Origin of the sequence: Homoserinibacter sp. YIM 151385 (genome assembly GCF_027912415.1) — a bacterium.
GTDB lineage: Bacteria > Actinomycetota > Actinomycetes > Actinomycetales > Microbacteriaceae > Schumannella.
In genome coordinates, this window is the sequence record NZ_CP115175.1 from 1,912,227 (window position 1) to 1,924,622 (window position 12,396).

A 12,396-nucleotide genomic window follows, 5' to 3' on the forward strand; every position below is an offset into this window, starting at 1 on the left:
ACGAGGAAGACATGACCGACACCATCACCCGCGGCGCCGACGCCGCCCCCGCGGGCGGCTCCCCCGACGGCCGCGCGCCCCGCCCCGATCCGCGTGCCGAGGCCCGCCGCATCCGCCGCATCGCCTTCTCGCAGCGGCTCTCCCGCTGGGACTTCCGGCTCTCCCCCTATCTCTACATCTCGCCGTTCTTCATCCTCTTCGCGGTGACCGGGCTCTTCCCGCTCCTCTACACGGCGGTCGTCTCGGTGCACGAGTGGCACCTCATCGGCGGCCAGGGCGACTTCGTCGGCCTCGACAACTTCGCCTGGGTGCTCGGCCAGGACCGCTTCTGGCTCGCGATGCGGAACACCTTCAGCATCTTCCTCGTCTCGAGCGTGCCGCAGGTGATCTTCGCGCTCATCATCGCGGCGGCCCTCGACCAGAACCTCCGCGCCCGCACGTTCTGGCGGATGGGCGTGCTGCTCCCCTACGTCGTCGCGCCCGTCGCGGTGTCGCTGATCTTCACGAACATGTTCGGCGATCAGTACGGCGTCGTGAACAACGTCCTGACCTCCCTCGGGATCGAGCCGATCCGCTGGCACGCCGACACCCTCTCCAGCCACCTCGCGATCGCCACCATGGTCAACTTCCGCTGGACCGGCTACAACGCGCTCATCCTCCTCGCCGCCATGCAGGCGATCCCGCGCGACTACTACGAGGCCGCCCAGATCGACGGCGCCTCGAAGCTGCGCCAGTTCCTCTCCGTCACGATCCCGTCGCTCCGGCCGACGCTCATCTTCGTCATCATCACCTCCACCATCGGCGGGCTCCAGATCTTCGACGAGCCGCGCATGTTCGACCAATACGGCCAGGGCGGCGCCTCGGGTCAGTGGATGACGATCACCATCTACCTCTACAACCTCGGCTGGGGGCAGCTCGACTTCGGGAAGGCCGCCGCGGTCGCGTGGCTGCTGTTCCTGCTGATCGTCGTCTTCGGCATCCTCAACTACCTGATCTCGCAGCGGATCGCCTCGGCCGATGCGCCGCGGGCCCGCCGCCGGAAGAAGGAGGTCGCGCGATGAGCCAGGTGCCCCTCGCCCCCGCGCCCTACGACGCGAGCTTCGACGCCCGACCCGGCCGGAAGGACGGCGAGCCGGTCGCGCCCCGGCGCCGCGGACGCCTCCGCAACGGGCAGCGCGCCGGCTGGCCCGCCTACGTGTTCCTCATCGCGGTGCTCATCGCGAGCGTGTTCCCGCTGTACTGGTCGTTCCTCATCGGATCCGGCGACGCCTCCACCGTGAACCGCCGCGACATCCCGTGGTGGCCCGGCGGCAACTTCCTCGCGAACGCGGCCGCCGTCCTCAACGACCCGGCCGTGAACTTCTGGAAGGCGATCGGGAACAGCATCCTCGTCTCGACCGTCGTCTCCGTCTCGGTCGTGTTCTTCTCGACCCTCGCCGGCTACGCCTTCGCGAAGCTCCGGTTCCGGGGCAGCCGCCCGCTGCTCGTCTTCGTCATCGCGACGATGGCGGTGCCGACCCAGCTCGGCGTCGTGCCGCTGTTCCTCGTCATGCGCGACCTGCAGCTGCAGGGCACGATCGGGGCCGTCATCCTGCCGGCGCTCGTGACCGCCTTCGGCGTGTTCTGGATGACGCAGTACCTCTCGCAGGCGCTCCCCTCCGAGCTCATCGAGGCGGCCCGCGTCGACGGCGCCTCCATGATCCGCACCTTCTGGTCGGTCGCGCTGCCCGCCGCGCGGCCCGCCGCCGCGATGCTCGCGCTGTTCACCTTCATCGCCACCTGGACGAACTTCTTCTGGCCGTTCATCGTGCTCAACCCCCAGGACCCGACCCTCCCGGTCGCGCTCTCGCTGCTGCAGAGCAACCACTTCGTGGACTACTCGATCGTGCTCGCCGGCGTCGTCCTCTCGACGATCCCGCTGCTGATCCTCTTCGTCGTCGCCGGCAAGCAGCTCGTCAGCGGCATCATGCAAGGAGCCATCAAGGGATGACCGACACCCTCGCCCAGCCCGTCCGCACCGCGCCCGGCCGCCGTGCCTTCCCCGAGGATTTCCTCTTCGGCGTCGCGACCGCCGCCTACCAGATCGAGGGGGCCGCCCACGAGGACGGCCGCACCGACTCCATCTGGGACGCCTTCAGCCGCGTGCCCGGCGCCGTCGTCGGCGCCGACAACGGCGACACCGCCTGCGACCACTACCACCGCTCCCGCGACGACGTCCGGATGATGGCGGAGCTCGGGATGCAGACCTACCGCTTCTCCACCTCCTGGTCGCGGGTGCGACCCGACGGCGGGCCGCTCAACCGGGTCGGGCTCGACTTCTACTCGCGGCTCACGGACGAGCTGCTCGAGGCAGGCATCAAGCCCTGGCTGACGCTCTACCACTGGGACCTCCCGCAGGCCCTCGAGGAGCAGGGCGGCTGGACCTCGCGCGCGACCGCCGAGCGCTTCCTCGAGTACGCGGGCGACGTCCACGACGCGCTCGGCGACCGCATCGACGCCTGGACGACCCTCAACGAGCCGTGGTGCGCCTCCTTCCTCTCCTACACGGGCGGCGAGCACGCACCCGGCCGGCAGGACCCGCAGGCGGGCGTCGACGCGGCGCACCACCTGCTCCTCGCGCACGGGCTCGTCATCCGCGAGCTCCGGCGCCGAGACGCCTCGCTCGAGCTCGGGATCACGCTCAACCAGACGATCGCCGACCCCGTGGACCCGGGATCCCCCGGCGACCTCGACGCCGCGCGCCGCATCGACGGGCAGCTCAACCGGATCTTCCTCGACCCGATCTTCCGGGGCGAGTACCCCGAGGACGTCGTGCGCGACCTCGAGGCGGTCGGCCTCCGCATCCCCGTCGAGCCGGGCGACCTCGAGGCCATCTCGAGCCCCATCGACGTGCTCGGCGTGAACTACTACCACGGGGAGGCGGTGAGCTCGCGGCCCGCACCCGGCGTCGTCAGCACGGGCGCCGCACCCTCCGAGCGGCCCAAGCGCACCCCCTTCCCGGCGGTCGACGGCGTGCACTGGCACTCCCGCGGCCTCCCCGTGACGGCGATGGACTGGGAGGTGCAGCCGGAGGGGCTCACGCGGCTGCTCCGCCGACTCGACCGCGAGTACGCCGGCCCCGCGGGCGTGCGGCTCATGGTCACCGAGAACGGCGCCGCCTACGACGACCGGCCGGATGCGGACGGCTTCGTCGAGGATGCCGCGCGCACCGAGTTCCTGCGGGCGCACCTCGGCGCCGTGCTCGACGCGATCGAGCAGGGGACCCGCGTCGGCGGCTACTTCTACTGGTCGCTCATGGACAACTTCGAGTGGGCCTGGGGCTACGACAAGCGCTTCGGACTGGTGCGCGTCGACTACGAGACGCAGCGGCGCACCGTCAAGCGGAGCGGCCGCGAGTACCAGCGCATCATCGACGCGCGGGCGCTCTAGACTCCTCGCATGATCCCGACGGCAGGCGCCGGAGCGCCGACGCTCGAGCAGGTCGCGGCCGCCGCCGGGGTGTCGCGCTCGACCGTGTCGCGGGTCGTCAACGGCTCGCCGAAGGTGAGCCCCGACGTCATGCGCGCCGTGCAGCTCGCGATCGAGCAGCTCGACTACACGCCGAACCGCGCCGCCCGCTCCCTCGCCGCCCGGCGCACCATGGCGATCGCGCTCGTCGTGCCGGAGGCGACCGCCCGCTTCTTCGGCGACCCCTACTTCGCGGCCATCGTGCAGGGCATCACGCGCGAGCTCGAGGCGAGCGACTACGTGCTCAACCTGCAGCTCGCGAGCCCCGAGAGCCCCTCCGACAAGACCGTGCGGTACCTGCTCGGCGGCAACGTCGACGGGGCGCTCGTCGTCTCGCATCACACGGGCGACGGCTTCCTCGCCTCGCTCGGCGAGCGCATGCCGGTCGTGTTCGGCGGCCGCCCCCTCGACCCGGCGACGGACTCGGGATGCTGGGTCGACGTCGACAACGCGGCCGCGGCCGCATCCGGCGTCGCGTACCTCGTTGAGCGCGGGCACCGCCGCATCGCCACGATCGCCGGCCCCGCCGACATGCCCGCCGGCATCGACCGGCTCGAGGGCTGGCGCCGCGCGCTGCGGGCGGCCGACCTCCGCGACGACCTCGTCGCGCAGGGCGACTTCACGCTGCCGGGCGGCGCACGGGCGATGCGCGAGCTGCTCGCCCGCGAGGCCGAGATCGACGCCGTCTTCGTCGCGAGCGACCTCATGGCCGTCGGCGCGCTCGGCGCGATCCGCGAGCGCGGGCTCCGCGTGCCCCAGGACCTCGCGGTGCTCGGCTTCGACGACAGCCCGGCCGCGCTGAGCGGCGAGATCGCGATCACGACCGTGCGACAGCCCTCCGTCGAGATGGGCGCCGAGATGGCGCGGACGCTCCTGCGGATGCTCGCGGGCGAGGACGTGCCGCGCTCGCGCATCATGCCGACCGAGGTGGTCGTGCGCGAGAGCGCGTAGGGCGTCGAGCGCAGCTCGGCGCGCGGGCCCGCCGTTCGGGGCTCGCGGCCCGGCGCGGATTCAGGAGTCGACCGCGTGCTCGGCGTCCCCGCGGCCACGACTCCGCCGGGATCCCGGGGCTCGCCCTCGCCGCCCGGGCGCCCCTCGGGAACGCGCTCCTGAATCCGCGCCCGACCTGGCGCGGCACGCGCGGCACGCGCGGCACGCGCGGCGCGAAGCGCGTAGCGTAAGGGGATGGCCGCTGGGATGACCGTCGTCGACCGCCCCGCCGAGCAGCGCTTCGTGCTCCTCCGCGGGGACGAGGAGCTCGGGGAGCTGCGCTACGTGCGCGCGCCCGGGCAGATCGAGCTCACGCACACCGGCATCGATCCCGAGAAGCGCGAGCAGGGCATGGGCGAGCTGCTCGTCACGCGAGCGCTCGACGAGATCGGCGACGACAGCACCGACCGCGTCATCGCGACCTGCCCCTTCGTGGCGCACGTCATCGAGGACAACCCCGCCTACCGAGAGCTCCTCGACCGCTAGCCGCCCGGCTGCCCGCGACGCGCGTCGACTCCCCCGAGGCGGATGCGGATCCGCGCCTCGTGCACGTCTCCCTCCGCGCCCGTTCAGACACCCGGACTGAGCTGCGGACCACTGCATCTCGCCGTCCCGAGCGCAAGAGACGTATCTATGACGTCAGGGGACGCGGTGCAGCCACTCCTCGGTGCCGAACTTGTCGGCGACGAGCTGCTCGGCGTGGGCCAGCTCCTCGGGGGTCAGCTCGCCGGGCGCGAGCCCGTGGAGCGAGCGGAACGTGTCGAGCATCCGCTCGATGATCTCCTCGCGCGGCAGTCCGGTCTGGCTGCGCAATGGGTCGACGCGCTTCGCGGCGCTCGTCGTGCCCTTGTCGCTCAGCTTCTCGCGGCCGATGCGGAGCACGCGCGACATCTTCTCGCCGTCCATGTCGTACGACATGGTCACGTGGTGGAGCACGCCGCCGCCGCCGAGCCGCTTCTGCGCGGCGCCGCCGATCTTGCCGGTGGGCGACGAGATGTCGTTGAGCGGCTTGTAGACCGCGTCGATGCCGAGGCCCTGCAGCGCCTGGATGACCCAGTCGTCGAGGTAGGCGTAGCTGTCGGCGAAGGTCATGCCCTGCACGAGCTCGCCCGGCACGTAGAGCGAGTAGGTGACGGCGCTGCCGGGCTCGATGTACATCGCGCCGCCGCCGGAGATGCGCCGCACGACGCGGAAGCCCTCCCGCTCGGCCTCCACGGCATCCACCTCGTTCCGCACCGACTGGAAGCTGCCGATGACGACGGTGCGCTCGCTCCACTCCCAGATGCGGAGGGTGGGGCGGCGTCGCCCCTCGCCGACCTCCTGGGTGAGGACCTCGTCGAGCGCGAGGTGCATGTTCGCGGGCAGCGGGCCGGGATGCAGCAGCTCCCACTCGTAGTCGGACCAGTCGGTCGTCGTCGTGATGGCGCGGCGGATCGCGGTCGCGACGGATTCGGGGGCGAAGCCGAGCAGGACCGCCCCCTCGGGCAGCGCGGCCTGGACGGCGGCGGCCAGCTTGCGCGCATCCGTCTCGGCGGGGAGGCCCTCGATGGCGGCGTCGATCGCGGCGAGGGCGTCGTCGGGCTCGAGGAAGAAGTCGCCCGCGAGGCGGAAGTCGCGGATGCGGCCGTCGACGACCTCCAGGTCGACGACCACGAGCTTGCCGCCGGGGACCTTGAACTCTCCGTGCATGGGGCCAGCCTAGGCGGGCGCAGGGGCGAGGTGCCGGTCGAGCCAGTCGGCGAGCTCCGCGATGACCTCGGCACGGTTCGTCTCGTTGTAGACCTCGTGCCGGGCGCCCTCGTAGATCTGCACCTCGACCTCGCTCAGGCCGGCCCGCCGGTACGCGGCCGCGAGCAGCTCGACGCTGCGGGGACCGCCGAGGGTGTCCTCGGAGCCGATCTGGATCAGCATCGGGATATCGCGGGCGAGCCGGCGCGGGGTGCCGAGCAGCTTCGCGGCCTCGAGCACGCCGAACAGCTGCGGCACCTTCGCATCCAGCGTGAGCGGGTCGGCGAGGAACGCCTCCGCCACCTCGGGGTCGCGGCTCAGCCACTCGACGCCGGTGCCGCCTCCGGGCGGCCGGTGCCGCTTCGCGAGGTCGCCGCCGTTCATGCGGCGGAGGGTGCGGAGGGCGGTGCCGCTGAGCACGACCGCCTCGTACTCCCCGGCGTGGCGGTCGATGATGCGCTGCGCGAGGAGGGAGCCCCAGCTGTGGCCGAGGATCGCGAGCGGGAGGCCGGGAAGCTCCTCGCGGACGAGTCGCGTGAGCCCGCGGACCCCCTCGGTCGCGGCGTGCGTGCCGCCGGGGCCGAGGCGGCCGAGCCGGGCGTGGTCGCCGCCGTGCTGGCCGAGTCCGGTCGCGCCGTGGCCGCGGTGGTCGTCGGCGACGACGGTCCACCCGGCGGCGGCGAGCGCCTGCGCGACGTGCTCGTAGCGGCGGGCGTGCTCGCCGACGCCGTGCGCGATCTGCACGATCCCGCGCGGCTCGCGCGCGGGCCAGAGGTAGGCGTGGATGCGGATCCCCCACGCGTCGGTGTAGCTGCGGTCCTCGCGGGCGACGCCGGCATCCTCGGGCATGCCCGCATCCTACGGCCGCTCCCCCCGCACCCCCCTCGCCATAGACATGTCTCTTGCGCCGCGGACATCGATGCACGGCCGTCCCGGGCGCCGGAGACATGTCTATGGCGGTCACACGCGGGGGCGGGGAACATTAGCCGCGCTAATGAGCTAGGCTAATGAGATTATGACGGCACGGGATCAGGACGCGATCGACCACGAGCTCCGCATCCTGTTCCAGAAGATCTCGCGCCGCATCCGCGTGAACCGGGCCGACGAGGCCATCAGCGACGCGCAGCTCAGCATCCTGTTCCGCCTCGAGGAGCACGGCCCGCTCACCCCCGGCCGGCTCGCCGAGCACGAGCGCGTCACCCCGCCCTCCGTCAACCGAACCCTCAACGCCCTCGAGGCCGAGGGCCGCATCCGCCGCGTGCCCCGCGCCGACGACGGCCGGAAGGTCGACGTCGAGCTCACCGACGCCGGCCGTGCGGTCATCGCCGAGACCCGGCGCCTCCGCAGCCGATGGTTCACGCTGCGACTCGAGGACCTCCCCCAGGACGAGCGACGCGCCCTCGAGGCGGTGATCCCCACCCTGCGCCGCCTCGCGGACTCGTGAGCGCGATGTTCCGATCCCTCGGGGTCTTCAACTACCGCATCTGGTTCGCCGGCGCCCTCGTCTCCAACGTCGGGACGTGGATGCAGCGCACCGCCCAGGACTGGATCGTCCTCACCGACCTCACCGACCACGACGCGGCCGCCGTCGGCGTCACCATGGCGCTCCAGTTCGCGCCGCAGCTGCTGCTCGTGCCCGTCTCGGGGCTCATCGCCGACCGCGTCGACCGGCGGCGGATGCTGCTGCTCACCCAGAGCGCCATGGGGCTCCTCGCGCTCGGCCTCGGCATCCTCACCGTCACCGGCACCGCGACGCTCCTCATCGTCTACGGCTTCGCGCTCGCCCTCGGCATCGTCTCCGCCCTCGACGCCCCGGCCCGCCAGACCTTCGTGGGCGAGCTCGTGCCCGACACCCACCTCGCGAACGCGGTCGCCCTCAACTCGGCCTCCTTCAACGGGGCGCGACTCATCGGCCCCGCAGTCGCCGGCCTGCTCACGGCGGCGGTCGGCGCCGGCTGGGTCTTCATGATCAACACGGCGACCTTCGCGGCGGTCGTCGGCGCGACCCTCCTCCTGCGCCGCGGCGAGCTGCGCCCCGCGACGCGCGCCGCCCGCGAGCGCGGCCAGATCCGCGCCGGGTTCCGCTATGTGCGGGGCCGACCCGACATCCTCGTGATCTTCGCGATGGTGTTCCTCGTCGGCACCTTCGGCATGAACTACCCGATCTTCGCCTCCACCATGGCGGTCGAGTTCGGCGGGGATGCCGGGGAGTTCGGGATGCTGAGCTCCATCATCGCGATCGGCTCGGTCACGGGGGCGCTCATCGCGGCGAGGCGCGAGCGGCCCCGGCTGCGGATCGTCGTCGCGGCGGCGGGCGGCTTCGGGCTCGCGACCGCGACCGCCGCGCTCATGCCGGGACTGTGGAGCTACGCCGCCGTGCTCGTCGCGGTCGGCTTCTGCTCGCTCACCATGATGACGAGCGCGAACGCCTACGTGCAGACGACGACCTCGCCCGTCATGCGCGGCCGGGTGATGGCGCTCTACATGGCGATCTTCGTCGGCGGGACGCCCGTCGGGGCGCCGCTCGTGGGGTGGATCGCGAACCTCGCCGGCCCGCGCTGGTCGATGGGGGTCGGGGCCCTCTCCGGCGTGCTCGCCGCCGGGATCGCCGTGGCCTGGATGATGCGGGCGCACGGGCTGCGGCTCCGCTACGACCCGGACGCGCGCCTCCGCCTCAGCTGGCGGTATCGCGGCGACGGGCGCGACCGCGAGCTCGCGACGCAGGAGATCGCGGTCGTCGAGGCGGCGGCGCAGCGCGGCTGACCCGCGAGCGGCGCGCCCTCCCGCCTCCCGCCTCCCGTCTCCCGTCTCCCGCCTCCCGCCTCCCGCGAGGGGTCCCATATGACCGTTCGAGAACCCCGGAACCCGTCATATGGGACCCCTCACGAGCGCAGGTCGCTTTGCGGGAATGCGAGCGCGCGCGAGGGGATGCGGGACGGGACCAGGCGGCGCAGCCAGGCAGGCGCGGCGGGCTACTCCGCGAAGCGGTAGCCCATGCCGGGCTCGGTCACGAGGTGCACGGGGTTCGAGGGGTCGACCTCGAGCTTGCGGCGCAGCTGCGAGAAGTAGAGGCGCAGGTAGCCGGTGTCGCGCGTGTACTGGGGACCCCACACCTCGGTGAGCAGGTGCTCGCGGCTGACGAGACGGCCGGGGCTGCGCAGCAGCACCTCCAGCAGCCGCCACTCGGTGGGCGTGAGCCGCACCGAGCGGCCATCGCGAGTCACGACGCGCGCCGCGAGATCGACGACGACATCCCCGAACGACACGACGGGCGCCTCCTCGGCGGGCGCGCTTCGCCGGCCGAGCGCCCGGAGCCGGGCGAGCAGCTCCTCGATCGCGAAGGGCTTCACCACGTAGTCGTCGGCGCCCGCGTCGAGCGCCTCCACCTTGTCCCAGGACTCGGTGCGGCCCGAGACGACGAGGATCGGCACGGCGCTCCAGCCGCGGATCGCCTGGATGACCTCGACGCCGGTCAGTCCCGGCATCCCGAGGTCGATGACGACGAGCTCGGGATGCGTGCGGCTCGCGGCCTCGAGGGCGGCGCGGCCGTCGGAGGCGGTCGTCACCTCGTAGCCGTGGGCGGCGAGGGTGATGCGGAGCGCCCGCAGGATCTGCGGGTCGTCGTCGGCGATGAGGATCCTCATGCCGCGGCCTCCCCCCGCTCGGCGGCCGGCAGGTCGAGCACGAGCGTGAGGCCGCCGCCCGGGGTCGGCTCGGCGTGCATGGCGCCGCCCATCGCCTCCGCGAAGCCGCGCGACAGCGCGAGACCCAGCCCGACGCCCGCCGTGTTGTCGAGGTCGCCGCGGCGCTGGAAGGGCAGGAAGATCCGCTCCAGCTCGTCCTCGGGGACCCCGGGGCCGGTGTCGACGACGCGCAGCTGCACGCGTCCCGCGAAGGCGCTCGTCGCGACGACGGGCGGCTCCGGCGCGAAGCGCAGCGCGTTCGCGAGGATGTTGACGATCGCCCGGCGCGCGAGGGCGGCATCCGCGAGGGCCGACGGGGTCTCGTCGAGGCGCAGCTCGACGTCGCCGGGGGCGAGGCCGAGCTCGTCGAGCGCCCCCACGACGAGCTCCTCGAGCGCGACCGGGGCGAGCGCGACGCCGAGGACCCCCGCCTGGAGGCGGCTGGCATCCAGCAGGTCGGTGACGAGGGATCCGAGCGAGGCGAGGCTCTCGTCGGCGGTCTCGAGGAGCTCGGAGCGGTCCGCCTTCGTGAGCTTCGCGCCCGAGGTGCGGAGGGAGCCGACGGCGGCGGTCGCGGCGGCGAGCGGGCGGCGCAGGTCGTGCCCGACGGCCGCGAGGAGCGCGCTGCGGAGGCGGTCGGCCTCGGCGATCGGCGCCGCCTCGGCCGCGACCTCCTGGAGGCGGCGCTGCTCGAGCGCCCCCTCGAGCTGGGCGACGAAGGCGCCGAGGATGCGGCGGTCGGAGGCGCTCAGCGGGCGGCCCCGCAGGTAGAGGCTGGCGCCCGCGCCGAGCGGGATCTCGGTCTCCTCGTCGTCGCCGCGGAGCCGCTCGGGCTCTTTCGCGGCCGCCGCGATCCGGCCGTCCTGGCGCAGCAGCACGCTCGCCATCCCGAAGGCCTCCCGCAGCCGGTCGACGAGGGTGCCGAGGGCATCCCCGCCGCGCAGCATCGCCCCCGCCACGGAGACGAGGACCTCGGCCTCGGCCCGGGCGCGGTCGGCGACGCGGGCGCGCCGCGCCGCGCGGTCGACGACGATCGAGACGAGCACCGCGACGGCGACGAAGATCGCGAGGGCGAGCGCGTGCAGCGGATCGTCGATCGCGAGCGTCGAGTACGGCAGCACGAAGAAGTAGTCGAAGACGACGCCCGCCGCGATCGCGGCGAGGAGTGCGGGCCAGATCCCGCCGGCGAGGGCGACCACGACGACGAAGAGCTGAAGGAGGAGCACGTCGCTCACGACGGTCGCCTCCGAGCGGAACCGCACGAGCGCCCAGGTGAGGGCGGGCAGGCCGAGCAGCGTGAGCGCGAAGCCCGCGATGAGCCGCGAGGGCGCCAGCGCACCGCCGATCTTCGGCAGCTGCCAGCGCCGGACCGCGCCGGCCTCCGCATGGGTGACGATGTGCACGTCGATGTCGCCCGAGCGGCGGATCACCTCGGAGGAGGTGCCCGAGCCGCCGAGGAGGCGGGTCACGCGCGAACGGCGGGAGACCCCGATGACGAGCTGGGTCGCGTTCGAGGCCCGCGCGAACTCGACGAGCGCGGCCGCGACGTCCTCCGCGACGATGCGGTGGTAGCTGCCGCCGAGGGTGCGCGCGAGATCCGCCTGCTCGGCGAGGCGGGCCGCATCCGCGTCCTGGAGGCCGTCCGGGCTCGCGACGTGGACGGCGACGAGCTGGCCCTTGCCGGAGCGCGCCGCGATGCGGGCACCGCGGCGGAGCAGCGTCTCGCCCTCGGCGCCGCCGGTGAGCGCGACGACGACCCGCTCGCGCGCCTCCCACGCGGCGTCGATGCCCTGCTCGGCCCGGTACCGCTGCAGCGCGGAGTCGACCTCGTCGGCGAGCCAGAGCAGCGCGAGCTCGCGCAGGGCGGTCAGGTTGCCGAGACGGAAGTAGTTGCTGAGGGCGGCGTCGATGCGCGCGGCGGGGTAGACGACGCCCTGCGCGAGGCGGTCGCGGAGCGCCTGCGGTGCGAGGTCGATGAGCTCGATCTGCTCGGCGCGTCGGAGGACGTCGTCGGGGATCGTCTCGCGCTGCACGACCCCCGTGATCTGCGTGACGACATCGCCGAGCGAGGTGATGTGCTGGATGTTGACGGTCGAGATGACGTCGATCCCCGCATCGAGCAGGGCCTCGACATCGCCCCAGCGCTTCGCGTGCGCGGAGCCCGGGGCGTTCGTGTGGGCGAGCTCGTCGACGAGCGCGAGCTGCGGCGCTCGGGCGATGACGGCGTCGAGGTCGAGCTCCTCGAGCACGACCCCGCGGTGCTCGACCCGGCGGCGCGGCACGAGCTCGAGCCCCTCGACGAGCGCGGCCGTCGCCGCCCGGCCGTGCGTCTCGACGACCCCGACGACGACATCCACGCCGGCCGCCCGCAGACGCCGACCCTCCTCGAGCATCGTGTACGTCTTGCCGACGCCCGGCGCGGCGCCGAGCAGCACGCGCAGGCGGCCTCGTCCCATGGCGGTCAGTCTCCCACCCCGGGGCGGCCGCC

11 protein-coding genes are annotated in these 12,396 nt (G+C 73.2%); 7 read left to right on the forward strand and 4 right to left on the reverse strand.

Going from position 1 to position 12,396, the window contains the following annotated elements; all coding sequences use genetic code 11:
• Positions 1–11 precede the first annotated feature (11 nt).
• From OF852_RS09315 to OF852_RS09335, 5 genes are all read left to right on the forward strand, one after another.
• Entirely contained in the window at positions 12–1,061 is a 1,050-nt protein-coding gene (locus OF852_RS09315) for a carbohydrate ABC transporter permease (protein WP_271118888.1), read from the forward strand.
• Entirely contained in the window at positions 1,058–1,990 is a 933-nt protein-coding gene (locus OF852_RS09320) for a carbohydrate ABC transporter permease (RefSeq protein ID WP_271118889.1), read from the forward strand. Before OF852_RS09315 ends, OF852_RS09320 begins: the two co-directional genes overlap by 4 nt.
• A complete protein-coding gene (locus tag OF852_RS09325; RefSeq protein WP_271118890.1) occupies positions 1,987–3,429 on the forward strand; it encodes a GH1 family beta-glucosidase in 1,443 nt (480 codons plus the stop codon). Before OF852_RS09320 ends, OF852_RS09325 begins: the two co-directional genes overlap by 4 nt.
• Positions 3,430–3,438: 9 nt before the next feature.
• Positions 3,439–4,458, forward strand: a complete 1,020-nt coding sequence (locus OF852_RS09330; protein ID WP_271118891.1) for a LacI family DNA-binding transcriptional regulator — start codon at positions 3,439–3,441, stop codon at positions 4,456–4,458.
• A 234-nt stretch (positions 4,459–4,692) separates the two neighbouring features.
• Complete coding sequence (locus tag OF852_RS09335; RefSeq protein ID WP_271118892.1) at positions 4,693–4,983, forward strand: GNAT family N-acetyltransferase; 291 nt, start codon at positions 4,693–4,695, stop codon at positions 4,981–4,983.
• Positions 4,984–5,136: 153 nt separating this feature from the next.
• On the opposite strand, the gene OF852_RS09340 is transcribed toward OF852_RS09335, so the two are convergent.
• Positions 5,137–6,186, reverse strand: coding sequence for a lipoate--protein ligase family protein (locus OF852_RS09340; RefSeq protein WP_271118893.1), 1,050 nt, complete (start codon positions 6,184–6,186; stop codon positions 5,137–5,139).
• A 9-nt stretch (positions 6,187–6,195) separates the two neighbouring features.
• Positions 6,196–7,074, reverse strand: a complete 879-nt coding sequence (locus OF852_RS09345; protein ID WP_271118894.1) for an alpha/beta fold hydrolase — start codon at positions 7,072–7,074, stop codon at positions 6,196–6,198.
• A gap of 166 nt (positions 7,075–7,240) precedes the next feature.
• On the opposite strand from OF852_RS09345, the gene OF852_RS09350 reads away from it, so the two are divergent.
• Positions 7,241–7,669, forward strand: a complete 429-nt coding sequence (locus tag OF852_RS09350; RefSeq protein ID WP_271118895.1) for a MarR family winged helix-turn-helix transcriptional regulator — start codon at positions 7,241–7,243, stop codon at positions 7,667–7,669.
• A 5-nt stretch (positions 7,670–7,674) separates the two neighbouring features.
• On the forward strand, positions 7,675–8,988 hold the full coding sequence (locus OF852_RS09355; RefSeq protein WP_271118896.1) for an MFS transporter: 1,314 nt from the start codon (positions 7,675–7,677) through the stop codon (positions 8,986–8,988).
• 209 nt (positions 8,989–9,197) lie between these two features.
• Here the strand turns inward: OF852_RS09355 and OF852_RS09360 are convergent, their stop codons facing one another.
• A complete protein-coding gene (locus OF852_RS09360) occupies positions 9,198–9,869 on the reverse strand; it encodes a response regulator (protein ID WP_271118897.1) in 672 nt (223 codons plus the stop codon).
• Complete coding sequence (locus OF852_RS09365) at positions 9,866–12,364, reverse strand: DUF4118 domain-containing protein (RefSeq protein WP_271118898.1); 2,499 nt, start codon at positions 12,362–12,364, stop codon at positions 9,866–9,868. Before OF852_RS09365 ends, OF852_RS09360 begins: the two co-directional genes overlap by 4 nt.
• Between the last annotated feature and the right edge of the window lie 32 nt (positions 12,365–12,396).

Coding starts and splice junctions, on each gene's coding strand:
- OF852_RS09320 (WP_271118889.1), top strand. CDS start 1,058: ATGAGCCAGGTGCCCCTCGCCCCCGCGCCCTACGACGCGAGCTTCGAC.
- OF852_RS09315 (WP_271118888.1), top strand. CDS start 12: ATGACCGACACCATCACCCGCGGCGCCGACGCCGCCCCCGCGGGCGGC.
- OF852_RS09365 (WP_271118898.1), bottom strand. CDS start 12,364: ATGGGACGAGGCCGCCTGCGCGTGCTGCTCGGCGCCGCGCCGGGCGTC.
- OF852_RS09355 (WP_271118896.1), top strand. CDS start 7,675: ATGTTCCGATCCCTCGGGGTCTTCAACTACCGCATCTGGTTCGCCGGC.
- OF852_RS09335 (WP_271118892.1), top strand. CDS start 4,693: ATGGCCGCTGGGATGACCGTCGTCGACCGCCCCGCCGAGCAGCGCTTC.
- OF852_RS09330 (WP_271118891.1), top strand. CDS start 3,439: ATGATCCCGACGGCAGGCGCCGGAGCGCCGACGCTCGAGCAGGTCGCG.
- OF852_RS09360 (WP_271118897.1), bottom strand. CDS start 9,869: ATGAGGATCCTCATCGCCGACGACGACCCGCAGATCCTGCGGGCGCTC.
- OF852_RS09350 (WP_271118895.1), top strand. CDS start 7,241: ATGACGGCACGGGATCAGGACGCGATCGACCACGAGCTCCGCATCCTG.
- OF852_RS09325 (WP_271118890.1), top strand. CDS start 1,987: ATGACCGACACCCTCGCCCAGCCCGTCCGCACCGCGCCCGGCCGCCGT.
- OF852_RS09340 (WP_271118893.1), bottom strand. CDS start 6,186: ATGCACGGAGAGTTCAAGGTCCCCGGCGGCAAGCTCGTGGTCGTCGAC.
- OF852_RS09345 (WP_271118894.1), bottom strand. CDS start 7,074: ATGCCCGAGGATGCCGGCGTCGCCCGCGAGGACCGCAGCTACACCGAC.